Below are 23899 nucleotides of genomic sequence, written 5' to 3'. Positions count from 1 at the left end.
AGGTGCGATCGTCGACGTGTTCGCTTACTGCTTCCGCCACGAGCCCTCCATCGATCCGGGCCGCATGCAGATGTTCCCCATGCGCGAATACATTCGCGTCGGCAGCCCGGCTCAGGTGATGGCGTTCCGCCAGAAATGGATCGAGCGCGGCTCGGCGCTCGTGCGCCTGTTGCAACTGCCGTTCGAAATCGATCTCGCCAACGATCCGTTCTTCGGACGCGGCGGGAAGATCGTCGCCGACAGCCAGCGCGAACAGCAACTCAAGTTCGAACTGCTCGTGCCGGTCGCGACCCCGAACAAGCTGACCGCGTGCCTGTCGTTCAACTATCACATGGAACACTTCGGCGAAATCTGGAACATCCAGCAAGCCGACGACAGCCTCGCGCACACGGCGTGTGTCGGCTTCGGCATGGAGCGCACCACGCTCGCGCTCTTCCGCCATCACGGCCTCGACGTCACGAAATGGCCCGAAGCCGTACGCACGTTCCTGTGGGGCGATGCCGCGCCGATGATCGCCGATGCACTGGCACGCACGGGCACGACCGCATGAGCTCGCTCCCGTCCGCTGAGGCCGCGAATGCGGATAGCGCCGTGGCGGCGGCGCCGCAGCAAACCGCTTTCGCGAGGCAGATGCTTCGCGAAGCGGATCGTCACCCGCTGCATCAGGGCGATCGCGTGTGGCTCGAAACCAATTGCTACGTCGATCTGTGGATCGAGTTGTTGCACGACTTCGGATTCGATCCGCGCGCGGCGCTCGGCTTCACCGTGCTGCAAGCGTTCGAGGGTGACCAGTTCACGTTCCCGAAGTTTTCGCTGGACGATATCGCGCGGCTCTATGGCCTGCAGGCTCAGGAGCTCGCGATCTATGACACGCTGGAGCGGCACGTGCTCGAACAGACGCGGCGCGGCCATGTGGTGATCGTCGAGGTCGATGCGTTCTATCTGCCCGACACGCGTGCGACGAATTACCATCAGTCGCATTCGAAGACCACCATCGGCATCAAGCGTGTCGACACCAGCGCGCGGCAGCTCGAGTACTTCCACAACGCGGGCTATTACACGCTCGGCGGCGACGACTATGACGGCGTGTTTAGTCTTGCACCGGAACTGGCGGGCAATCCCAACCTGCTCTTTCCGTACGTGGAATTCGCCAAGCGCAATCGGCCTGCGTTGTCGGGTACGGAGCTCGTGCAGGCATCGGTGAGCACGCTTGCGACGCATCTCTCGCGGCGTCCGACCAGCAATCCGATCACCGAATGGCGCGCGGCTTTCGCAGAGCACGTCCATGCAGTGCTCAATCGCGACATCGATTACTTTCATCAGTATTCGTTCAACGTCATGCGCCAGTTGGGCGCGAACTTCGAGATGCTCTCGAAGTATGTGCTGTGGCTGCGCGAACACGGCTATGACTTGCCCGAAAGCGTTGCAAAGGACGCGCAGCACATCGCGCGTGAATCGATGGTGACGCAGTTTAGGCTGGCACGGGCCCGCGTGCGAGGACGTCCCGACTTCTGCGACGATTGCCTCGATGGACTCGAAGTGTCGTATGAACGCGTGATGACGCCGCTTGCCGCTTTCTTCTCGTGAACATCATGGTCCTTCAGCTGCCAGCCGGATGCTTTCCGGTTGAGCCCAGCGCTCGTTCCGCTGACGAAGACGACGAGGTCTTGCGGGTGAAGGAGGTCAATATGGCAACCCTCAAACAAATTCAAACAAAAATGAAACAACTTCAAGCACAGGCCGATGTGCTCGTGGCCAAGCAGTCGAAGTCCGTCCTTGCCGACATTCGAAAGCTGATGGAGCAGCACGGATTGACCGCGGCCGACATCGACGCGCACTCAGACACTAAGCGGCGCGTTGGCCGTCCTGCCGGCGCCCAAACTTCGGCGACTACGCCAGCGTCGACGAAGGGAAAGCTGCCGCCCAAGTACCGTCACCCGAAGACTGGTGCGACCTGGAGCGGACATGCCCGACCGCCCGCCTGGATTGCGAAGGTACGCGACCGCACGAAATTTTTGATCGATGGAGCGGGCGCTGAGAGTGATACGAATGGTGTAAGCCAGCCCAAGTCAAAGACCGCGATCAAGAAAAACTCGTCTATAGCAAGAGCCGCTGCAAGCAAGACGCAGGGCCAGGCGAAACTGCCCCCCAAGTATCGCCATCCGAAAACCGGCGCGACCTGGAGCGGACATGCACGAACCCCGGCGTGGATCGCAAAAGCACGCGACCGAACGAAGTTCCTGATTGACGGTGCCGAGGTAGCGGATCAGCCCGCCACCGCGACGACGACGCCGCCGAAAAAGGCCGCTAAGACGGCGGCCACAAAGGAGACCGCGGCGAGGAATACTTCGGCGAAAAAGACGACGACGAAAAGCGCTGCTGCGACGAAAACAGCAACAAAGAAGGCGGCAACGACAAAGACCGCAACGACCAAAGCCGCAACCCGCAAGCCCGTTGCAAAGAAAGCTGCATCGACGGCCGGCACTGCGAGCGCGAAGAAAGCCACTGCAAAAAGGACAGCCAGCAAGTTCGCCGTTTCGGCGAAGAAGCGAGCGGCGAGCCCAAAAGCGGCGGCGCCGGTAGTGAAGAAAACCGCACCGAAAGCGGCCAAAAAAGTCGCGCCCCGTAAGGCGGTGGGTCGCAAACCGGAAGCTGTAGAAACCACCGTCCCGCCGAGTGAACTGATGGCGGCCCCTGCGTCATCTCCCGCCTCGGACGCGCCGAGCGAACCCGCAACGGTGTAGTCGGACGCTGTCACCGGACGTCCGTACCGGCGTCAATGGCAAAACGTCCCTCCGAATCGTTGCAAGGGGCGTTTTGTCTTTCCGGTGTGTGAGTTATAGCGCCGCGTCTTTCAACTTCGTCAGCGGTCGTGCTTCTATACGCACCGATGCGGACTTGGCGGCGAATCCACTTGTCCTCGCCAGAATGGGTCCTTGCCGAAGCTGTAAAGCTCAGACTCAATCTGGTCGGCTTGTAGCGACAGCTACCGCACACGTCCTGCCAGCCTAAGTGCTTTGCCCGTCGCCACTCATCTTATTTTTCGCTTCGAACGAAATCGGCAGCCGTTAGTTCCAAGCGCGCGGTCGGATGCGCAAGTAGCTTTCGTTGGGCGACAGCCTGAATGCGGCGGTATCCGTCGTGGAAGGTTTTCAGCGTCTTTGTGTCGTTCGCATCTGGCGTGAGCCAAAAATGCGTCTCAAGCGCCGCGCGCGCAACCACGCATTCAATAGCGCGCGTTTTGTGCGTTATGACGAACACGACGCTGCGATGATCCGCAGCTATCCTGGGTTCAAGGTCGAGTGTTTCCATGTGGGCTCAATGCATTGCTGACGCTGTAAAGATTGTGGCATAGGCCATGCGTTTTTACGACGGCTACGCGCGCAGACGGCGAGAAAAATTGATCTCCGACCGGCTTCGCCCGCGCGTCAACGGTGCAAGTTCCAATACTCGAAGCTCCGAAAAATGCGGACGAGAAAGGAAGACGAAGTAAGCCCTTTTGTGCCGAGTCGGACTGTCTGGGCGCCGTTTTGGAACTCAGGCCGCTGACAATGGACAAAACCAGTCGGCGACACCTCGGCTTACCGGCGCCGCCGTTCGTGTTCACTAGATTGCTGCAAGCCAATCAAGCCGGCCTAGCGCCCCCATGCCCGCGCGCACAGTTCGCGCTCTTGGCCGGCGGCACCGGCGGCTTCCTGATCTCTAAGCAACGGCCTCAGCCTGACGCGCGCGAGGTAGCATCCGGTCGAATTCGCGCTTGACGATGCCGTAGCATTCACATGCACGCGCTTCGAGTCCTGCACGATCGAGCACCGTGATGCAACCGCGGCTGTGATGGATGAGTCCCGCGTCATGCAGCTTGCCCGCCGCTTCCGTCACGCCTTCCCGACGCACGCCCAGCATGTCGGCGATCATCTGCTGCGTCACGCGCATCTGGTCCGACGAAGAGCGATCCGCCTGGATCAGCAGCCAGCGACACAACTGCTTGCTCAGCGAATGGTGACGATTGCATGCGGCCGTCTGCGCCACCTGCGTGAGGAGAGCCTGCATATACAGCAGCATCAGGCGACGCACAAAATCCGAGCGACCGAAATGTTCGCGCAGCGCGCTCGCGCTCATCCGATACGCGAAGCCCGCGCCCTGCACCTGTACGCGAGTGGGCATCGTGTCGCCGCCAGTCAGCACCGGCACGCCCGTCATCCCTTCACGGCCCACCGCCGCCACTTCAACCGAACCGCCGTCTTCCATCGTGTGCAGCAGCGTGATGATGGCGGTCGTCGGGAAATACACGTGATGAATGCGTTGTCCCGAATCGCACAGCAACTGCTCGGTGCGCAACTGAACGAGTTCGAGATGAGGCGCGATGGATTGCCATTCATGCGCCGGAAGTGCGCCCAACAGATGATTGCCGTGCAGGTCGGATTGAAGAGTCAACATGATTTTTATTCGTCTGGTCTGTGCGCTTTGCGCTGTATTTCTCTGGCCTGCATCGGAATTCGTGAGCGCATCTGTGTGGCGTTCATCGAAACTTTTGCGACCAGCCCCGTAGCACCGTTATTGCCGTCTGTTCGAATAGGTTGGCGGCTATCGTTTGTGCTTTGTCAGACATAAGCGAAAGACGTGCCAGCGATAGCGAAAGTGCCCACCAGTAAGAAAGGGGCCGGGATGTGCCGAAACGAACGCCTGCGGGTCGAATCGATCTGATTCAGATTTGAACAGACAAAATGATGTTGCGGTCTGCCGATTTTAGTTTAATCGCTGCGTCAGAAAATCGGCTTTAACGTTTGCGAGCCTTTTATATGCAGGCTTGTATTCGCGCGAACGCCCTATTTTTTCCACCGTATGAACAAGCTACTTAAAATGTTGCAGATGCGAAGGTCTGGCGGATGTGCGAACGGGCACGGCGAAACTTTAGCCGTCGTCGATATCTGTCCAAGCCCACTGCGACGAGCATTGGGCGCTTTCATATCTCTGCGCCAATTGACCAGACCGCTTCGGAACGGAAATAGAAAACGTTGCATTTGAGAAACGCAGTGCTTTGCCCCAGCCGGTGACTTCCAGCACGGTCGCTCCTTCACGATTAGGCCGCAACCGGTGCTATTTAAAACTGCAGTGCAGGGATTCAATCGTCGCGAGGTCGAATTCGGTGAGTTCGGTCGGACATCGAGCAAGAGGTTCTATCGTTCTATCTGAATGCCGATGCCGCGCGCTACAGGACGCCCACTGCGCTTGCTCTCGTGAATGCCGGCCGCCTTGCTGGGCGACGCGCTGGCGCGATAGGCGGACGTTTGCGCCAACATACGAGCGCCCGCGCGATGCCGTCTCCAAGGGGCGCGAGGAGAGCAGTGGGCTAAGTTAGACGTCGGACGAACTCCAGCAGGCCGCCGACAACCATTGTGGCGAGCGCGCCAACCGCTAGCACCCTCGCCGCGGGCTCTGCAAGCGCTCGGCCTCCTGGCGCTTAGGATCAATGAGACGCTGCATGCCGGCAAGGCGCTCGGCGTGTGCATTAGTGTCAGCGTCCTGTGCTTCCTCGAGCGGATGTTCGGCGAAATAGGTGCGCAGCGCGTCGTTCATGCGGGTCTGCCAGCCCTCCCTGTCGCGCGAAATGCGGCAAGGATGTCGGCGTCTTAGTGCACGTTCACCTGCTCCTTCGGGTTGTCGTCCGGCGGGCGGCCCAGGCGCTTTTGCGCTTTTGCGCGACGAGTTCGAGAAAAGACGGGGGCGACGCCTCGAATGTCCAAAAGTCAGGGTCTATGGGGCGCGCCGTCGTCGTCCTCGCCGACGCGCCCCGTGTTATGCGCCAGTCAATCGGACGCCAATCCTGCCTCCGATGGCACGCGCCACCAACGCGCAGTTGATCAGCAGCAGAACCACCCGGCGAATACTGCGCTCGAGCTGTGTTCGCGCCGACGAACCGCGCTTTACAGGCATTGATCTAAATTGCCAATCGATGCGGCCGCATGTTGTCCGGTGTCGGTGAGCTTGCGCCCGTGCTCGTCGGTCGATTGCCGTTTCAAAATTCAGCCCCGCCGACTTGCAAACTGCCGTTTCTGAACATCCTGCTCGTGATCTCGAGCCCGCGTTGCTTCAAGATCTCCACGATCTGCGTGCCGCGCGCGCCTTAAGCAAGCTCATTGTTGATTGCGGGCATCAACTGACGGTGTTGCGCCGCCTTGGCGGTCACCTGAATCGCATCGATTTTTGGCTTTTAGGCCCGGTTCGCAGATGAGCGTCTTTTGTAGAATCTCGAATCGAGGGTTGACGCTGCCCTTGTTTGACGAATCCATTTACTGAGGGATTATGCAGCCTTGCCTTGCCTTGCCTTGCTCGGTCGGGAAACGGGGGCATTCCCAGTAACTGTCCGGCGCTCCGGATCATACCGGTCGATGATTTAGCGAAGCTTTCTATAAGTTGGTTGGATGCTTCCCGGCGCGCAGCGGCGGTTATCTGTTTTATTTTGAAGGAGACCGTTAGTCGCGTATTCAGCTTTGCCAACCGAGCTACAAAAAACAAATTGTTCTGGCGGCTTTTATTCGCTTTCCCTCATCGCCAATCCATGTCCAGCAGAAGCTTTAGGGCGATTCCGCCTGTCGGCGGACCGGGCTCTACTCGCTGCGCTCACCGGGCCTGACGTCCCGGCCATTCGGTAACGATCCCTTCCGCAGATTCCAAAGCTCATCCAGATGAACGCGCTATGGGGCGCTGCCCCTGGCGCGCTGCAAGGGAAATGGCTTCGCCCTGGCCGGGCGGTCTCCCCATCCTTCGCAAGCTGCAAGACGGCCTGCGGCCGCCCCATCGGGGTGGGTGATCCCCCTCCCCCCGTCCAGCCCTTGCACCTTGCCTCCCCGGTCTGCGCCCGACGGGCAGGGGTATTCGCGCACCAAACCCGCGAACACCCCCGGCCCTACAAGGAGCACACCATGAAGACCCAAGCCGACATCTACACCCGCGTGACCGATAAAATCATCGCCGACCTCGAACACGGCGCGCGGCCTTGGGCCAAGCCCTGGCGGGGCGGCCATGCGAGCACACGGATCACTTTGCCGGTGCGCGCCAAGGGCGTCCCGTACCGCGGCATCAATATATTGCTGCTATGGGGCGAGGCACTCGAGAAGGGCTATCAGTCGAATCGCTGGATGACGTTCAAACAAGCGCTCGAGCTGGGTGCGAACGTCCGCAAAGGTGAACACGGATCACTGGTCGTGTACGCGAGCAAGATCACGAAAGAAGAGGAGAAAGACGGCGGCGAAGTGACCGAGCACGAGATCGCTTTTATGAAGGGCTACACCGTTTTCAACGTCGAGCAGATCGACAATTTGCCAGACGGGTACCGACACGAGCCGATAGCCGATGCCTACCCGAGCGGCGCGCCCTTGCCACTCATCGAATACGCCGAGACTTTTTTCGCGAAGACAGGCGCGACCATCTGTCACGGCGGCAATCAAGCTTTTTATGCGCCTGGGCTCGACGTTGTGCAACTGCCGCCCGCGGAAGCATTCCACGATGTAGAAGGATACGAATCGACCAAAGCCCATGAAATTGTTCACTGGACTTCGAATTACACGCGCCTGAACCGCCAGCTCGGGAAGCGTTTCGGCGACGAAGCGTACGCGGCCGAAGAACTGATCGCCGAAATGGGCGCCGCCTTCCTGTGCTCGCAGCTCGGTATCAGCCCCGAGACCCGCGCCGATCACGCTTCCTATCTCGATCACTGGCTCAAGATTCTGAAGGCCGACAAGAAGGCAATTTTCACGGCCGCGAGCCACGCACAGCGCGCCTGCGACTATCTGTTCGCGCTGCAGGACGCGAAACCGACGGACGAAACTCTCGTCGCTGAGCGTGTGACGAACTAAGGGCATCGCACCCCGCCGAGCCCGGACCCGAGCGTCCGGGCTTCGCATCTGACTACGCATTCACGCAGCCAGCTTCCCGAACCTTCTCACCCACTGCGAACTCGGAGTTGTGCTGCGGCCCTGCACGAGATGTCTGTCCGCTCATGTGCCCGCAGCAGTGTCGCCTATCGTGACTACACGAACAGCCGGACCAGAACCACAGCGATCGCCGCGCCTATGAGCGCGCTCATGCCACAGCAGATTCCTAGCGCGGGAAGTGCTTGGTGCACTCCCGCAGCGGCAGCTCGCTTGCTGGTTGCCGCAACCCTCTGCGCGGCATCGATGTTCGCTGCCTTGGCATCTCGAATCGCCTGAGTCAACTCTCGATGCGCCGTGATCAACTCGCGCGTCGCGGCCTGCACCGTTGCGTCCAACTCGCCTTTCGCTTTGATGATCCCCTCGCGAACGCTCGTCGCGTCCGCGAGGGCTGACTTCAAGTCGGCAACGATCTCTTTTGAGTCGCCCAGGAACCACTCGAAAAGTACCTCCTCCTTGGTCGGCGGCGGCTCCATTTCTAGCCCACCAGCGCCGTGAAAGCATCATCCAAATTATTGCGAACGGGAATGGCTAGTTTCTTCCAGCGATACATGCGCGCGTAATCCCTCGCCTTTCCTGGATCGGTCTCCGCCTTTGCCAGCGCACGATAATCGACGCTATCGTCGATAAGCTCATTAAAACCGATACGCTTTGCCGCAAGATACGCGTAGATTTCACTCTCGAAAAGGTAAGCGTCTGCATTGACCCATGCCTTTCTTGTCTTCTTCGCGTAGTTGAATATCGCCGGAATCTCGTCGACGGGGTTGGCAGCGATCCGATTGGGCAACAAGCGGATTTTTTCTGACGCGACTCCGATGTTGGTGAGTGCTTCGACCGTCTTTAAGCTTTCTTGCCACGCTTTTTGATCCGGCGTGACCGGAATTACGTACAGATCAAATTCCTGTTCAGCGTCGGAAAATCGCGACATCGCCTCGAAGAAGGGCTCAATATTGGAGGCGCCGACGTCGATGATTGCATCATCCTCAAGCACTAGAGCTTCGAGGAGTTCGCCGAATTTTTTTCCTTGTAATTGCGAAACCTCTGAGGCGCCCAGATCGCTGGCTGACTGGTTGATCGTTTCCACAGAGAAGAAAGCTGCATCCGGCATGCGTGGTTTTAACAAGTGATGCGCCGCAACGGTTTTCCCGACGCTTCCGCTATAGTTGAGGACGGCGATCTTCATGTGCACCTCACTTGAATTTGTCGTCAAACTCGTTGAAATCTATTTTGTGAACGTCTGCGAAATCCTTGGACGTCTTAATGCGATTTTTTCGCGGCACGCTTGGTTCACTTTTTTCCGGTTTGTGTTTGCGATGCTGGTGTTCCTGCTGCTGAACGACGCGCGATCGATTACCCTCGGCCCCAGGTCCAGGCATTTCTAAAGTCGACGTCGACGTCGACGCCGCTTCCGGCGTTGTCGCCGTCGCGTTCGCCTTACTTCGGTGCTTTGCCCTCGCGCGCTTGAGTGCGACGCAAAAGGCATCAAACGACAAGCTCAGGTTGTGATGGTCACGGAGGTTTTGCCAGAGCGCCTGGCGACTTGCACCGGCTTCTTGAGCTGCCTCTATGTCGCGCAACAGGTTACGCACAAGCGCCGCATCGCTTCGCGGCGTGAAGTCAAAAATCGTCATGAGCGAGCAGTCCGCCAACTGTGCGATATCGATCCTAGTTGATCCTTTTCTGAACTCTAGGTGATCCCTTTTCATCAGTCAAATAGGTTTTTGCTAGGTTCGTCGACCTTTTTAGATTCCAATTTGATCCCGAAATGATCCTGAAATGATCCCGTCGCTGATCGTTGCTCAGTTGACCCTCGCGCACAGCGCGAGGGAGCATGTGCAACGTTTTTTTTTGACGGTCAATCGGGAGGAAAAGGCCTGCGTCGAGCTTATCGCGCCGGGTGATTTGGTCCCTTAAAAGGCCATACACCATACGCAGTGCTCCGCACTGCCTAAACCATTGAAAATGCTACGTATTTTATGATGCGCATCCGTTGCCGGTAAAACCAAGGTTTTACGATAGGCCTTGAAACGTATGAAGGATCGACCTACTGTGTAAAACACGCGTAATACCTTGGAGGCCAAGACGTGCCCACGATCTGCATCCGCGTCACGGAGCCTCAAAAAGTCGAATTGGAAGAGCGTTCGGCCCGCTTCGATGGCAACGTCTCCGAGTACATCAAAGACTCCCTTTTCGGAAAACGCAACCGTGAAGTGTTAGATCGCCTGGACGTATTGGATGAACTGGTCGCCAGTGTCGCCGGGCTGCAAAGCGGAGGCAAGCCGGTTCAGTCGGAGCCGTCAACGATCATGCTTGCCGAAGCGCTCATCCTGCTGCGCATGTCTCTTTCGCCTGAGAAGTTACGAGCCGCCCGCGCAGAACTCGATCGTTTAAAAATCGAATCGTGGGAGCCGCCCCAGGAGAATCGTCGTGGATGACATTCAAAAGCGACAAGCCGGTCTCGCCGCCCTGCTCATTCTGCCGCTCTTCGCCTGGTTTATCACGGCTAAAACGGTTTATGGATTGTCGCCTCAAACGGTTCGCAGTGTGATGCCACTTTTAATCCACAACACGTTCAAGCTTTGGCCTTTGTGGACGGCGTTGATTGTGGGCGAAGTGATTGCCATTGCCGGAATCGTGTTTGCGGTCAAAGCTGATAAGAAACCCTTCAAGGGCGCGTCGTTCTCAAAATTTTATCGAGGCACGCAAATCGTCTCGGCTTCCGATCTCGCCAGAAAAACAGCCGAGAAAGGAAAAAAGCAGATTACGATTGCCGGGGTCCCTATTCCCACTGAAGCGGAAAATACCCACGTTTCCATTGGCGGATCGACCGGGACGGGGAAATCAACAGTTTTTAAAGAAATGATGGTGTGCTGTCTCGCGCGCGGCGATCGGATGGTTGTGCTCGATCCAGACGGTGAGTTTTTGTCGAATTTCTATCGAAAAGGCGACAAGATTTTAAATCCGTATGATGCGCGTTCGGAAGGTTGGTCGTTTTTCAATGAAATCCGCGCCGACTACGATTTTAAGCGTTATTCTGCGTCGATTATCCAACGCTCGGGCAGCGCAGAGTCAGAAGAATGGAACGACTACGGGAGACTGCTATTCGCCGAGGTTGCGCGGAAAGTGTATTCCACCGAGCGCAATCCGACCATGGATCAAGTTTTCGACTGGACCAATCGCAAGACTTTAGAAGAACTCGAAGAATTCGTTGAAGGGACGAATGCGCAGGCGCTTTTCACGGGAAACAGCAGAGCGTCAGGCAGTGCGCGTTTTGTGCTCAGTAACAAAATCCCACCGCATCTTGAAATGCCGCAAGGCAGTTTCTCGTTGCGTGATTGGATCGCGGACCCGAACGGCGGGAATCTGTATATCACCTGGACGGAGAATACGCGTGCCGCCTTGGTCCCACTGATTTCCTGTTTTGTGGACACCCTTTTCAGCAGCGTGCTCGGCATGAGCACCGATCCGAACCGGCGCATTTGGGTCTATCTGGACGAGCTCGAATCGCTGGCGCGACTGCCGAGCTTGGGCGACGCGCTCACGAAGGGGCGCAAGAAGGGGCTGCGCGTTGTCTCGGGCTATCAGACATACACGCAGTTAGTCGATGTCTATGGCGAGAATCTCGCTGAAACCATGCTCGGCAACCATCGGACAATGGTTGCGCTTCCCATCGGGCGCATGGGTGAAAAGACGGCCGAGAAGATGGCGCGTGCGCTTGGCCAGCACGAAGTGATGCGGCATCGCTCGGGCCGCAGTCGCAAGACGTTCGGCGGATCGGGCACCAGCAGCCAGAACGACGAAATCAAGCCGGAGCTGGTCGTGCTTCCGTCCGAGCTGATGCGCATGCCGAATCTCGAAGGTTATCTTGCCTTTCCCGGCGACCTGCCGATTGCGAAGTTCAAGACGGAGCCCGTCACTTACACCCGCAAGAACCGCGTGCCGGGAATGATCTCACTCGATGGTGAAATCATGGGGGCGTCCTAATGCTGAATATCACGACGATCAAGCGCCAGAACGTCGGCAAGGTGGTGAACTATTACACCGACAGCGCAGACGACTACTACGCTAAGGACGGCAGCGCCATGCAGTGGCACGGCCAGGGCGCGCAGGCGCTGGGCCTGTCCGGCACGGTCGACCAGCGCCGCTTTGCCGAGCTTCTCGACGGTCGGATCGACGAACATACTCAACTTCGCCGTACCACGCCGTCAGAGGCCCGCAAAGAGCGTCTGGGTTACGACCTCACGTTCTCGGCTCCCAAAGGCGTGTCGTTGCAGGCGCTTGTCCACGGCGACGAGAGAATCATCGCCGCTCATGACAAGGCCGTGGCCGCCGCTCTCCGCGAGGCCGAAATGCTCGCGGCCGTGCGTTCCACGGTGAATGGCAAGACCAGCATCGAGCGCACCGACAAGATCGTTGCCGCGACCTTTCGGCACGAAACGTCGCGCGAAGTCGATCCCGACCTGCACACGCACGCATTCGTGCTCAACATGACGCAGAAGCGCAACGGCGAGTGGCGGGCGCTCGTCAACGACGGCATCGTCAATTCGCTGAGTCACCTGGGCAACGTCTATAAGGCGGAGCTCGCAAAGGAGCTTGAGCGGCAGGGCTTCACGCTGCGCTATGACAGAAACGGCACCTTCGATCTCGCGCATTTCACCGAGCACCAGATCGACGAATTTAGCGGACGACGAAACCGGATCGACGCCAAACTGGCAGCGTGGGGGCTCAACCGGGAGACGGCCACCGCTGAGCAGCGCGACCGCGCGGCGATGCAAACGCGCGAGCGCAAGACCGAAATCGACCGCGATGACGTGCGCGCAGCATGGCAGGCACGCGCGAAAGAGCTCGGCATCGACTTCTATAGCCGCGAATGGGCCGGCGTCGGTAATGACGGTCTCAATAAGGATGGTCTCGGTAAGGACGGTGGTAAGGGGACGCGCACTCGCACCCCGCAGATCGAAAAACCGCTCGAATTTCACGCCGATCAAACGGTGCGCTTTGCCATCAAGCGCTTGACCGAGCGGCAGGCGATCGTGACCGGCGAGGAGTTGCTGGCCGTTGCCTTGAAGCATGGTTATGGGCGCTTGTCGGCGGCCGACATCCGCACCGCGATCGACCGCGCGAAGGCCGGCGGCCACCTGATCAAAGAAAACACACGGTATCGGTCCATGAACCCGGCTCGAAAACCGGCAACGGACGCCAAGGCCAATGTCGCACCGCAAGGTCCGGCGCTCACGCGCGAGCAATGGATTGCCGAGCTGGCGACAGGTAGTCGCACCCGCGAGCAGGCGAAGGCGATTGTCGACAGCGGCATTGTCAAGGGGCGATTGCAGGATTCGGGCACCCGGTACACGACCCACATCGCGCAGCGCCGGGAGCGTGACATTCTCGCGCTCGAGCGCGCCGGACGCAGCAAGATTGAGCCGCATATGACCGCGCAGCAGATCGAAGCTTATCTGGCCACCCGAACCCGCACCGCCGAGCGGCAAGGGCTCAACGCCGAGCAGGCGCGTGCGGTCGCGCGCATCGCCGACACCACCAACCAGTTCATGGCCGTTCCGGGCTTCGCTGGCGTGGGCAAGAGCTACATGACCCATTCCGCGAAGGAGCTGCTCGAGGAACACGGATATCGCGTGACCGCGCTCGCCCCCTACGGCAGTCAAAAAAAGGCGCTCGAGAGTGTTGGCATCGAGGCGCGCACGCTGCAATCGTTCTTGAAGGCGAAGAACAAGAAGCTCGACGGCAACACCGTCGTTTTCATCGACGAGGCGGGCGTCATCCCGGCGCGTCAGATGCTCGAAACGATGAAAATCATCGAGGCGACCGGCGCTCGGGCGGTTTTTCTCGGCGACACAGCGCAGACCAAAGCCATTGAGGCGGGCAAGCCCTTTGAGCAGCTTCTCGATGCTGGCATGCAATCGACTGAGATTCGCACCATCCAGCGCCAGAAGGACCCAGAGCTCTTGAAGGCAGTCGAACTCGCTGCAGCGGGCAAAGCCGCGGATTCGCTCGCGCACATTACGCACGTCCGCGAGGTCAAAGCGTCGAAGGACCGATACGGCGCGATTGTGCGAGCTTACGCGGCACTGACGCCGGCGCAGCGCGCCGAAACGCTTGTGATCACTGGCACGAACCATAGTCGAAAGGAAATCAATGACGGCATACAGCAGGCGCTAGGCTTGAAGGGCACGGGCCTTCAATACACGCTGTTGGATCGGCTCGATACGACGCAGGCTGAACGGCGGCATAGCAAATACTACGAGAAGGGCGCGATCATCATTCCCGAGCGGGATTACCGCAGCGGCCTACGGCGTGGCGAGCGGTACACCGTGCTCGATACCGGGCCCGGCAACCGCTTGACCGTAGGTGGCGAGGACGGCGCTGTTCTCTCGTTCTCCCCGGCACAGACGACCCAGCTTTCCGTGTACACGCCTGAGCGTACGGAGCTGGCCGTGGGCGACCAGATCAAGATTACGCGGAACGACAAGGACCGCGACTTGGCGAGCGGCGACCGGTTCACTGTGAAAGAAATCCGGGAGCAGGAAATCATCGCGGAAGGCGGCGGCGGGCGGCAAATCACGCTCGATGCCGCACAGGCGATGTATGCCGCGCTCGCGTACGCATCGACCGTTCACAGCGCGCAAGGACTGACGAGCGACAAGGTTCTCATCAACCTTGAAACCCGCTCTTTGACGACGGCCAAGGACGTGTACTACGTTGCCGTGTCGCGCGCCCGGTATGAAGCGGAGATTTTTACGGACGACGGAAAGCGCCTTCCGGCCGCAGTATCCCGCGAGGCCGACAAGACAGCTGCTCTCGAAATTAGCCAGCTTCAGCGGCACGCAGAAAAGGAACGCGCCAAAGACGGCCCGACGCATGACAGCGGTCAATCGAAGGATAAAGGCCGAAGCGGTGCGGAGATGTCGATCGGAGGGTAACTGGCGCGCGAAGTGCTAAATGCTGCGCAGCTAGCTTACGAGCATCGGCGGCCACAAACGGTCCTCCCACGTCGGTCGGACATTCACGCGTCAGTTCAGCCCCGTAAGCGGCCATCCGTCCATCAAAGACGAGCGCTCCTTCTCGGCCTTTGCGGACAATGAAACGTCGTCGTTCGAACGTCTGCTCACGGGCTTACATCGACCGTCTATGAAGACGGCTGAATTCAGAAGCCCCGCGGCTCGGCCGGTGCTTCTGTCCAACACATTTTCATAGAAGGGTTTCGAATAGTTCACTGTGATTGTGCAATTTGGAGCGGCTGGCAGCATCGCGTGCATAACACGAGGAACGTGAAAACAGACAGCACGATGGGCACGCCGACGACCCACTTCATGATCACGTCGTCCTTCGATTTGTCGCCGTGCTTCTTGCGATAGGCCCGGTCGGCCGCACGCTCGGCTCCGCGTGCTTCGACGAATCGCTTGTTGACCTTGATCATGCGCTGCACGCTTCCGCACAGTTCTTCCACGGTGTCTAGTACTGTGGCTGCCGCAACCCGAGCGCTGCCGAAGGCCGATGCTTTTTTTGTCCCGCGTTTTCCAGCTTGAAACTCCCGTCAAAACGTCGGCGCCTTAGCACCTGCGTTATTTTTTTGCGGATCCGCACATTTTAAAGTAGTCACAGGTTCCACACTTCTTAGCTGTCGGGGTTGGTAGAAGTGTTCCGCCGCGCAGCACACTCGCCGCTTGCGTCACTCTCGCCTTAACCGATTGCAAGAAATCCTCGTCAACGGAACGGGGATTCCGCTTGCGCTCATCAAGATTGTAGGTTTCGACGTAGTCAGCATTCCGCCCGGTCAGCTCCTTGTATCCAAGAGCGTATATATGTAGCTGTGTTTCAGTAACGTCTTCCTGTTGCGCTCGCTTCGTCGACTTAAGATCTACGATACTCGTCTCGTCAGTGTCTTTCCGGCGGACAAGATCTATTCGACCAACCACCGAAACGCCGTCGCCCATATTCACTTCGATAAGCTTCTCCGAGTACTCAATGTTCCCAAAGTCGTGTTTATTGTCGGATATATAGTCGGTCAGCACTTTGGTTGCCGCCGCCTCAAGCTTTTCGCGGAGTGCCTTGTACGCAAAGGGGGCACGCAAGTGCGTGTCAATCAACGACGGCACGTCACTCTCGCTGACTTGCTCGCCGCGAATTACTCGTGCATGAACGTCGGCCAAAGCGTCGTGAAGCGACTTCCCGTATCCGAGTGCTTCGTCGATTGACGCATTGAAGCCATAAAGAATGCGCAGCTTGAACTGATAAGGGCATTCGAAAAAATATTTCATGTCCGAAAAGGTCAACGTCACATTCGCGATGCCAGCCTTTGGGGTAGCCTGCAAGCGCTTGCGCATCGAATAGTCCTGCTGTTGACGCTTTACATACTTTGAAGCAAGAACGTTGTCCCAAAATTCGGACTTAAGCTGGTATAAGCGATTTCCCGGTATCGGCGCCCAGGTCATGTGCAGAAATTTTTGCGCTCTCGTCATTGCCACGTAAAAGAGCCGGCGCTCGTCTTCGAGGCTACCTTCGAAGCGGGCCTGCCCCTCGACAGCACTTTTCGGGATGAGATGCCATACGTTTCGACCGCCCTGTTTTTTTGAGGGGAACCGGTTCTTGAGAAGTGCGGGAACGAAGACCGCCGGCCACTGCATGCCTTTAGCTTGGTGGACGGTCATGATGCGAACAGCGTTCGGATTCGCATATTGGTTTGCTTGCCACCCCTCTGGATAGGACCCGGCAGCCCTGTGTTCAAGGAAGCTTGCGAATGTTTCGTATTTTTCCTTTGGCGCAGAGAGGAAGTGAATCGCTTCAAAATCTGAGATCAACTGGCTGAACTTTCCGAGATTGTAGAACAGGATCTCACCGCGCCCGCCCTCACCGGGGACAGTTTCTTCGCGAACATTTGCATTCTCTAGGAAATCTCTGAAGACGCGCTGGGGCGAGTAAACCGCATGACGTTCCTCGCCCGCCACCATGTCTTTTCGGCTCTGCTTAGCACTGGCAATCGCCTTCTTCAATGAGGACAGTGTGGCTCCGGTGTCCGCAACTTTCCACGATTCAAGGACTGACTTCTCATCAAGCCGACCTGCCATAAAGTAGAACAAGTCGCGTGCAGCATTCGCTTCAGGAGTCGCAAACAAGTCGTTCATGCCAACAACGAGATATGGAATGCCGGCGGCGCGAAGTGCGCGCGTGATTGGCTCAGCATTTTTGGAAACGCTACGCAGCAGGATCGCCATGTCGGACCATGCGATTCCGCGGCGCGCGCCCTCCGCTTCTTTGATTGCCACGCCAAGGAGAGAACGACACGTTTTCACTATGTAAGCCGCTTCCTGTTCGGGATCGTCGAAGCTTAAGGCAACCAAATCGCCCGGTTCGTACTCTTGACCGCCAACCGGCTTCATGTGCTTCGGTAGGCGTTCGGCATTTTGCTCAATGAATAATCTAGATGTCTCAACGATTCCCTCGTTGGACCGAAAATTCTCCTCAAGCTTGATCTGCGTCGCCGGAGCGTAGCGCTCCTTAAACGAAAGGATGTTTTGCACCTCGCTGCCACGCCACTGATATAGCACCTGATCATCGTCCCCGACGACGCATAGCGCCGCTCCCAAGCTGTGTAGCTCTCTGACTACGTGTTCTTGAATCGGATTTACGTCTTGATACTCATCAACGATCACGTGCTTGATTCGATCCGCCAACCTTGACCGCAGTTTGGCGTCGTGACGCAACGCCTTTGCTGCGCAATCAAGGATGGACGAGTAGTCGAAGTAGCTTTTGTCATCCAACAAATGGCTATACGAAGCCACTCCCGAAACAATCGAGCAGCCCTCAAGCGCAGGGCGATTTAGAGACGACTCCCTGAGAATGCTGAGTGCGTCTATGTAGTTGCGCGTATCTACATAGCGCCGCAATAAGTTTCCTTGCAGGTCTTTACATGCTGTTAGTCCACTCTTGGTCGAATTCCGGTCTACAAAGAGGACTTGCTGAACATCGCTGAGAACTTCGAATTTGAGGTACTTCAACACCTCAGTCTTGAGCAAATCAAGACAAAAGCCGTGGATCGTGCCAACGTACATTTCGGACAGTCCAACAAGGTCGCCAAGCGTTTCGCGGCACCGTTGGAAGATTCGCTCCTTAAGTTCAGCCGCCGCCTTATCTGTAAAGGTGAACGCGACGATATTTCTAGGAGAAACTGAAAACTTCTCGCCGGGCGTCAAAAGCTGCAAGACTCTTTGGGCAACGACTTCAGTTTTCCCCGAGCCTGCGCAGGCAATCAACTGCAGATTCCCATCAGAGTGATTTATAGCTCTGCGTTGATCGTCTGTAAAATTCATGCGGCCTCCAGCCTTTGCTTTTTTTAGTCTCTTCAAAACTCAAATGCGACATGGAAGACAGTGCGGTTCGCTCGTGAACAAAAAGAGAAGCCTGAACGACTGCTTCAAGCTAAGCATACGCAAGGAGTAAAATGCGCTTGGTGCGACAGCGCTCGCTGTTTTCATGATTTTGGGGTCACTTGCTTTCGCGTTTGCACACTGGAGCTGTTCCACGTACCGGACGGTGCGAAGACAAGCTGGGGCTGTGCCGCTCGCATTCGCCCGTTTCAGCCTAGCGGCTTGCCAGCCCTCGTTCTTGTTAAACGGCTGGCGTGTGTCGCGCGGCGCACCGACGATCTCTTCGCCCGCACTTTCTCACCACAACGTCAAATTGGGGCTTGAAAGGCAGCGGCTAGCTCCGTTGCGCGCCCTCGCGGAAAGTCGTTCACCCTGGGACCCAGCGTCTCCCGTCTGATCTTGCGCCGTAGGGGCGTGGGGTTGGAAGACAGGCAGCAAGCGGGCATACCTATTTGGGCACCGACAAGCGTCTTCGCTGGCAAGAATTACCGATTGTTGCTGCTCGACCGCGGTGGACTCAAGTTTCACGCATTGTTGCCGAAATCATGGTAGTGTCGAACCGATATGAATAGCGAGACGCGCGTTCGGTACTTGCAGAACGCTCAAGGTTGCATTAAGATCATTTTCCAGCAAAATTTTCAGGGAGGTCGCCGAATGACCGTCGTCGAATTGATCGCCGCTGCTCGAAGGTCAACTGTCAACGATACCAAGATCGCCGACCTGCGAAAGTGTGTGTCCGAAGCGGAAAAGCGTTTCGAAGACCAAGCTAGCCGCAAATTCGTCAGTGGTGAAGCACTGTCGCGCACTTACAGTCTCTGAGTCGACCTCTGCACCTAGCAAGTAGCAGCCGCAAGGCTGCTATTTTTTTGTCTTCCCGAAATGACCAGCCCTTTCCTTGTTTGCGAGTTTGGCAAGTCGACACTAAGTAACCTAGTCAAAGAATGCTTCGGCTCGGACTTCCCCGATATCTTCAAAAAAAAGCAAGTCGATTATATCTTTCGTTACCTCTCGGACTTGAATGCGAACTCAGTGTTGCTCGAATTCGAGTATGTTGATAAGGACTATCTTGAGGATTATTCAAGGTACTATGTGAAGCGGTTTAGCAGTATCGGTCATAAGTGCGCCCGCTTGCACTTCTTCTATTGGGAGCTCGACCACCGACGAATAGATGACCTACTCGCAGAAGGAGACTCTGAATCACTGACAAGCCTTCAGCAGGGTTATCTAGGCTTCATGATTGTGAAGCCGTTGCCTAGGACATTCATCGGCAAGACATGTCTAAGGCATTACGACAGCATCAACGAGAACGCAGCGAAGAAAGCTCTGACGCGGCGTTATCAAGTCAATCTGTTCGGCATTGATCTTTACATTGACTCTATCGCTTTTCAGGAGCAGGACAAGGTGGTCTCCGCCTGCGCGACGACCTCAATTTGGTCAGCGCTTAATGCATTGGCGTGGCGTCCGATTCGTAGCATTCCTTCTTGCAGTGAAATCACGACGAATGCCATCAATTTCATAGAAGGCTCAAGTAATAGCTTCCCAAACAAAGAGCTGTCAAATAAGCAAATCCTCCGCGCACTGGATGTTGAAGGCCTGCGTCACCATACGGAGTCCCTTCATCGTGTCAGGCAAGATGAGTTGTTCGAGACAGTGAAATGCTATATCGACAGCGGATTGCCCCTGATCCTAGGCGCTGATGTCTTCGGAGTTAGTGACGACAACACGCTGACGCTAAAAGCGGGACATGCGGTTTCCATCCTAGGCTATAAGATAGGTGTGGCGGAACAGGCCTTATATGTCCACGATGATCGACTTGGCCCATTTGCGCGTGCGCGTATCGCCGCGTTGAGTGATTTCGCCTGTCCGGCCGGTGTGACGCACGAGTGGGGCTTAGTCCTCCAAGAGAAAGACGACGAGGGAAAATGGAAGCAGCCTCATGAGGTCTTAGTTCCCAACTTCCTAATATCTGCTACACATCAGAAAGTGCGACTGCCGCCATCATATGCGCTCAACACCTGTAATACCATCGTCGACGTGTACGAGAAAGAGGTGGTGCGGCTCGGGCTAGAAAGCGGGTCGCGTGATTTCTCCGCCCTCCAAAACCAGCTGTCCTATGAGGTGCGTTTAACGGAGATCTCGGACTTCAAACGATCACTGATGGGCTTCAAGCCAGAGCGCGTGTTCGTCGATACAGACGGTAACGAAATCAATGTTTCTGCCGGCGAACTAGCGGAGCGACAGGCCGAAAAGCTGCGCTTCCTGACCGGTAGCTACGCACGATTTCAATGGATTGCAGACTTCCGATATAAAGCGCGACCCGCCTTCACAATACTCATAGATGCCACGGATATCCCCCAAGGACATGCCGTTTCCGCTGTCCTTATCAGGAACAAGATTGAGGCCGACGCCATTCTAGAACTTCTCAAATACGCTGCTTCCCCAAAGGCGCTGCAAGCGATAGAGGCCGTTAGTCAATCGTTCTTCAGCTCTTTCCTGAGGCGCCTCCGACCTTCCGACGATGGGGTTCTCGACCACCTCAACAGAACATACGGCGAACCGAGAGCGCCGCGTTATCTTAAGGAATCCGAGATTCGCGACGGTCAAATCCTCAACAATGGTTCTGCGGAGCGCTTCTATGAATCGATAGACGAGTCGCTGGAAGCAAAGTTTCCACAGATCAGCTTAGATGATGAAAATTCGTATCTGATATGGACCATCGATCGTAATGGTACGCTGCTGATAGGGGAAGAAATTGATAAGATGGGGCATCCATGTCTTACTGGGTTCAAACCGGCTCGGATAGCGGGCGAGTTGAAGCGGACGTCGTCGGGCTGGATCATCAATTCCAAGTCCGGGCGATACAGCGGCGACTATACGAACACGGCGGAGCTATTGCAAAATGCATTGCGGCGGTTCCAGTCAATTTTCCACGCATCACGAGATCATCTGTCTATCGAGCCGCGGAGATGATGCCGCCGGGGCGCATCGAGACCGAAGACCACGGCCGTTTTTTCTTCTTGCTTTCGGAAAGAGTACGGTGGGCCTTCCGTTTTCATTCCACGCAATACCCTCTAGCTCGGCAGCCCGCAAAAAAGGGCTCTCCACGCGTCAAGACGGCCGTGAACGAAGCGCGGATCCTTCGACCAAGCACAGGGCTTCAGCGAGTTGCTTCCGCCTTCTATGAGAAGCATAGGAATATCACTGACGGTGCGAGATGAAATCCACGCTTGCCGATCTGACCAGATTAGCTACAAAAGGCGTGACTTGACCGAGAAACGGTCGCCTGAATAAGGGCGCTCAACGTCTGCAAAGGCAAAGAGGGTGATGCCGTCTAGTCGACTGCGTCATTGATTTGGCACTGGGCGGATTCGACGTGAAGGATCGTCATACTTCCACTTGATCGGCTTCGGATTTTTGTTGTGCTCGCGGATGTAGTGCATGAGTTTGCGATCCAGATCTTTTACTGAAGTGAAGATGCCGCGGGCGATCACATCACGCTGGATGCGCGAGAACCAGTTTTCGACTTGGTTGAGCCACGACGAGTACGTCGGCGTGAAATGCAGACGAACGTTGCGATGCGCGTTGAGAAAGTCGGTGACCCGCCGCGTCTTGTGGCTGCTGACGGTTTGTGGCGTTCCTAACCGACGTCGTGGCCAGCCAGCCCAAACGCAGAGAAATCCATGTCATCTGCGACAACGCTGTTCGCTGGTGTGGCTCGCCGCCGTTTTGCCCAGCACTTCGCCTGTCGCAGTATTGAACGCCGCGAACAGGCTGAGCGTGCCGTTGCGCTTGTACTCGAAGCCGTGACTCTCGGCGCGCCCCGGCGACAGCGGCAGCATCCGGTCTTTGCGGTCGAGTGCTCGAATCGCGGTCTTCTCGTCCACGCAGAACACCGCTGCGTGCGCCGGCGGGTTCAGGTAAAGCCCGATCACATCGGCCGCTTTGGTCTCAAAGTCCGGGTCGTTGGAGACCATGTGCCGCTCGAGTTGTTGCGGCTTGATGCCGTGCTTGCGCCAAATGCGCTGCACGGCCGAGACCGACACGTCGCCCAGCTCTGCCGCGAGCTTGTAGCTGCTCCAGTGTGTCGAGCCGTCGGCGGGTTTGTGCTTGAGAGTGCGATTGAGCACCCGCGCCTCAAGCTTGGCTGGCGGCTGCTTGGGAGCCCGCCCGGGGTGCCGCGCATACATGCCGGCGAGTCGCTCGCTAAGAAAGCGCCCCGACCAGCGCGCGATGAAACGCGAGTCGCAACCCAGAGTGCGCATGATGCTGTCGCGCGATTCGCCGTCCTCGAGCATCAGGATCAACTTCGCGCGTCGTACGTCCGCCGCACGCACTGTTCGGCTGAGCGCCGCGGACAGCAGTTGGTCGCGTTCGGTCTCGGTCAGATTCATCTTTCCCATGACCTGCATCTAAACATACTCGGGGTGCCAATTCAATGATGCAGGGCAACTAGCGGGCATGAGGCCACGGAAACAGACAGCCAATCGTGTGACCGCCGCTGTTTTTTTCGGTTTTCCGTTTGCTCGCAGAATTCGAGCGCATCGACCTAAGCGAAAGTGCTTGCAAAAACCACGTTCATAGGCATACGTGCATAGGGGCACTGTTTCGCACGCAGTTTCGTTTCTGCTAAAACGCACGCGGTCTGTGGGATTCGGTCCCGCTTTTGACCTGAGCCGACAGCACGGATTGAAGAGGAGTCGACGATGACGCGGGACCAGTCGATTCGGTCGGCGGCACGTAACCGCGCAAGCAGCAACTCGTGCGACTGGTCCCAGACGCCCGCCTGCTGCCAGCGACCCAGGCGGCACCAGCAACTCATACCGCTCCCGTAGCCCATCTCACTCGATAGTCGGTCCAACCGTAGGCCCGTCTGCAAGATGAAGAGGATGCCCGTCAGCACTGCACGATTGTCGAGCGGCTTGCGTCCAGGGTAACGGCGGCGCCGCAGTTTTGGAGCGGCAGCGTCGTCCCCAAGCGACGTTCGTGAAGCCTCATCCGAGTGATGACGACATACGGAACATATGGGGCTTCACACCTACTCTCCTTCGGGTGGGTATTTGACTGCCGCGTCGATCGCTGCGCGCTGAGTCTTGAACCAGCCAAGGTGCGGCCAGCCGTGATAGCGGAACTGACCATCGCGCTCCATCGGCGAGCCGTGCTCCAGCACGAAGTCGAGTCGTTTCTGCTCCTGGTTCAGCTCTAGCCGCACCTTCAGGTAAGCTGTTGTCTCGCGAATGCTTTCCTGCGCTGCCGCGCTCTCTGCCTCTCGGGCCTGTTGCTCCTGCCGCCACTTAGCTTGTTCGGCTTCTCGGGCTTCTCGCTCTTGCTCCATTTCGTCGTTCATCTTGCGCAACGCGTCTTCCATCGCTTGCTTCTTATCTCTCACGGCTTTCGCCCTTGCGCTCAGCTCGTCGAAGTCCCCGTAGTCTATCTCTCTGTACTTTCCGCCCAGCACCGAGTGCGCGTAGATTGCGTACATTTCATGAGCGATGATGCTGGCGTGCTTCGGCTCCATCCCTTCGGCTTCCAGCGCAAGCGCAAATTTGAGCGTGTCCATGTCGGTTACTCACAGGTTTATGCACAAAA

19 protein-coding genes and 2 pseudogenes are annotated in these 23899 nt (G+C 57.3%); 9 read left to right on the top strand and 12 right to left on the bottom strand.

What is annotated here, in order from left to right; translation table 11 throughout:
• From AWB67_RS26375 to AWB67_RS26365, 3 genes are all read left to right on the top strand, one after another.
• Nucleotides 1–550, top strand: a 550-nt coding sequence (locus AWB67_RS26375) for a class-II aminoacyl-tRNA synthetase family protein (RefSeq protein WP_510183505.1), incomplete at its 5' end; no start/stop codon positions are given.
• Nucleotides 547–1587, top strand: a complete 1041-nt coding sequence (locus AWB67_RS26370; RefSeq protein ID WP_087659159.1) for a DUF1839 family protein — start codon at nt 547–549, stop codon at nt 1585–1587. The genes AWB67_RS26375 and AWB67_RS26370, both read left to right, overlap by 4 nt.
• 101 nt (nt 1588–1688) lie before the next feature.
• The gene (locus AWB67_RS26365; protein WP_087659162.1) at nt 1689–2744 is read left to right on the top strand and encodes an H-NS histone family protein; all 1056 of its coding nucleotides are present in this window, start codon (nt 1689–1691) and stop codon (nt 2742–2744) included.
• A 292-nt stretch (nt 2745–3036) separates the two neighbouring features.
• Here AWB67_RS26365 and AWB67_RS26360 read toward each other — a convergent pair whose 3' ends face one another.
• The 4 genes from AWB67_RS26360 to AWB67_RS40900 all read right to left on the bottom strand — a co-directional run bounded on the left by AWB67_RS26360 (nt 3037) and on the right by AWB67_RS40900 (nt 5577).
• The gene (locus AWB67_RS26360) at nt 3037–3312 is read right to left on the bottom strand and encodes a DUF1488 family protein (RefSeq protein WP_087659158.1); all 276 of its coding nucleotides are present in this window, start codon (nt 3310–3312) and stop codon (nt 3037–3039) included.
• Between the two features lie 390 nt (nt 3313–3702).
• Nucleotides 3703–4437 carry a Crp/Fnr family transcriptional regulator gene (locus AWB67_RS26355; RefSeq protein WP_087659157.1) on the bottom strand — a complete coding sequence of 245 codons (735 nt, stop codon included), beginning with the start codon at nt 4435–4437 and terminating at the stop codon, nt 3703–3705.
• Nucleotides 4438–4911: 474 nt separating this feature from the next.
• Nucleotides 4912–5064 carry a hypothetical protein gene (locus AWB67_RS40905; RefSeq protein ID WP_159964947.1) on the bottom strand — a complete coding sequence of 51 codons (153 nt, stop codon included), beginning with the start codon at nt 5062–5064 and terminating at the stop codon, nt 4912–4914.
• Nucleotides 5065–5415: 351 nt separating this feature from the next.
• Entirely contained in the window at nt 5416–5577 is a 162-nt protein-coding gene (locus AWB67_RS40900; protein ID WP_159964945.1) for a hypothetical protein, read from the bottom strand.
• Nucleotides 5578–6686: 1109 nt separating this feature from the next.
• On the opposite strand from AWB67_RS40900, the gene AWB67_RS26350 reads away from it, so the two are divergent.
• Nucleotides 6687–7856, top strand: coding sequence for an ArdC family protein (locus tag AWB67_RS26350; protein WP_235025323.1), 1170 nt, complete (start codon nt 6687–6689; stop codon nt 7854–7856).
• Between the two features lie 173 nt (nt 7857–8029).
• Here AWB67_RS26350 and stbC read toward each other — a convergent pair whose 3' ends face one another.
• From stbC to AWB67_RS26335, 3 genes are read right to left on the bottom strand one after another with little or no spacing between them, the layout of a single operon-like run.
• The gene (gene stbC, locus AWB67_RS26345; protein WP_087659155.1) at nt 8030–8407 is read right to left on the bottom strand and encodes a plasmid stabilization protein StbC; all 378 of its coding nucleotides are present in this window, start codon (nt 8405–8407) and stop codon (nt 8030–8032) included.
• Nucleotides 8408–8409: 2 nt separating this feature from the next.
• Entirely contained in the window at nt 8410–9114 is a 705-nt protein-coding gene (gene stbB / locus AWB67_RS26340) for a StbB family protein (RefSeq protein ID WP_087659154.1), read from the bottom strand.
• A gap of 7 nt (nt 9115–9121) precedes the next feature.
• On the bottom strand, nt 9122–9562 hold the full coding sequence (locus AWB67_RS26335; RefSeq protein WP_125477679.1) for a hypothetical protein: 441 nt from the start codon (nt 9560–9562) through the stop codon (nt 9122–9124).
• Between the two features lie 453 nt (nt 9563–10015).
• Between AWB67_RS26335 and AWB67_RS26330 the strand changes: the two genes are divergently transcribed.
• Genes AWB67_RS26330 through mobF form a run of 3 tightly spaced genes read left to right on the top strand, consistent with a single transcriptional unit; the run spans nt 10016 to nt 14869 of the window.
• Nucleotides 10016–10366 (top strand): hypothetical protein, encoded by a 351-nt coding sequence (locus AWB67_RS26330; protein WP_087659152.1) that lies wholly within the window; start codon nt 10016–10018, stop codon nt 10364–10366.
• Entirely contained in the window at nt 10359–11915 is a 1557-nt protein-coding gene (locus tag AWB67_RS26325) for a type IV secretion system DNA-binding domain-containing protein (protein ID WP_087659151.1), read from the top strand. The genes AWB67_RS26330 and AWB67_RS26325 overlap by 8 nt, the downstream gene beginning before the upstream one ends.
• Nucleotides 11915–14869: a MobF family relaxase gene (gene mobF, locus AWB67_RS26320; RefSeq protein WP_087659150.1), complete on the top strand. Its 2955-nt coding sequence runs from the start codon at nt 11915–11917 to the stop codon at nt 14867–14869. Before AWB67_RS26325 ends, mobF begins: the two co-directional genes overlap by 1 nt.
• Nucleotides 14870–15159: 290 nt before the next feature.
• Here mobF and AWB67_RS26315 read toward each other — a convergent pair whose 3' ends face one another.
• Nucleotides 15160–15366 (bottom strand): hypothetical protein, encoded by a 207-nt coding sequence (locus tag AWB67_RS26315; RefSeq protein ID WP_087659149.1) that lies wholly within the window; start codon nt 15364–15366, stop codon nt 15160–15162.
• A 145-nt stretch (nt 15367–15511) separates the two neighbouring features.
• Entirely contained in the window at nt 15512–18256 is a 2745-nt protein-coding gene (locus AWB67_RS26310; protein WP_087659148.1) for an ATP-dependent helicase, read from the bottom strand.
• 711 nt (nt 18257–18967) lie between these two features.
• On the opposite strand from AWB67_RS26310, the gene AWB67_RS40895 reads away from it, so the two are divergent.
• Complete coding sequence (locus AWB67_RS40895; protein WP_159964943.1) at nt 18968–19132, top strand: hypothetical protein; 165 nt, start codon at nt 18968–18970, stop codon at nt 19130–19132.
• A 60-nt stretch (nt 19133–19192) separates the two neighbouring features.
• Nucleotides 19193–21283: a hypothetical protein gene (locus AWB67_RS26300; protein WP_087659146.1), complete on the top strand. Its 2091-nt coding sequence runs from the start codon at nt 19193–19195 to the stop codon at nt 21281–21283.
• A gap of 374 nt (nt 21284–21657) precedes the next feature.
• On the opposite strand, the pseudogene AWB67_RS26295 reads toward AWB67_RS26300, so the two are convergent.
• The 3 genes and pseudogenes from AWB67_RS26295 to AWB67_RS26285 all read right to left on the bottom strand — a co-directional run bounded on the left by AWB67_RS26295 (nt 21658) and on the right by AWB67_RS26285 (nt 23870).
• Nucleotides 21658–22722, bottom strand: a pseudogene (locus tag AWB67_RS26295) (IS630 family transposase).
• Nucleotides 22723–22944: 222 nt separating this feature from the next.
• Nucleotides 22945–23267: pseudogene (locus AWB67_RS26290) on the bottom strand (transposase); the annotation flags it as partial.
• An 81-nt stretch (nt 23268–23348) separates the two neighbouring features.
• A complete protein-coding gene (locus AWB67_RS26285) occupies nt 23349–23870 on the bottom strand; it encodes a hypothetical protein (RefSeq protein WP_087659145.1) in 522 nt (173 codons plus the stop codon).
• Nucleotides 23871–23899 lie beyond the last annotated feature (29 nt).

It is taken from the genome of Caballeronia terrestris, assembly GCF_001544515.1.
Lineage (GTDB): Bacteria > Pseudomonadota > Gammaproteobacteria > Burkholderiales > Burkholderiaceae > Caballeronia > Caballeronia terrestris.
Note: the sequence above shows the minus strand (reverse complement) of the source record. Positions and strands in the feature narration are given on the sequence as shown.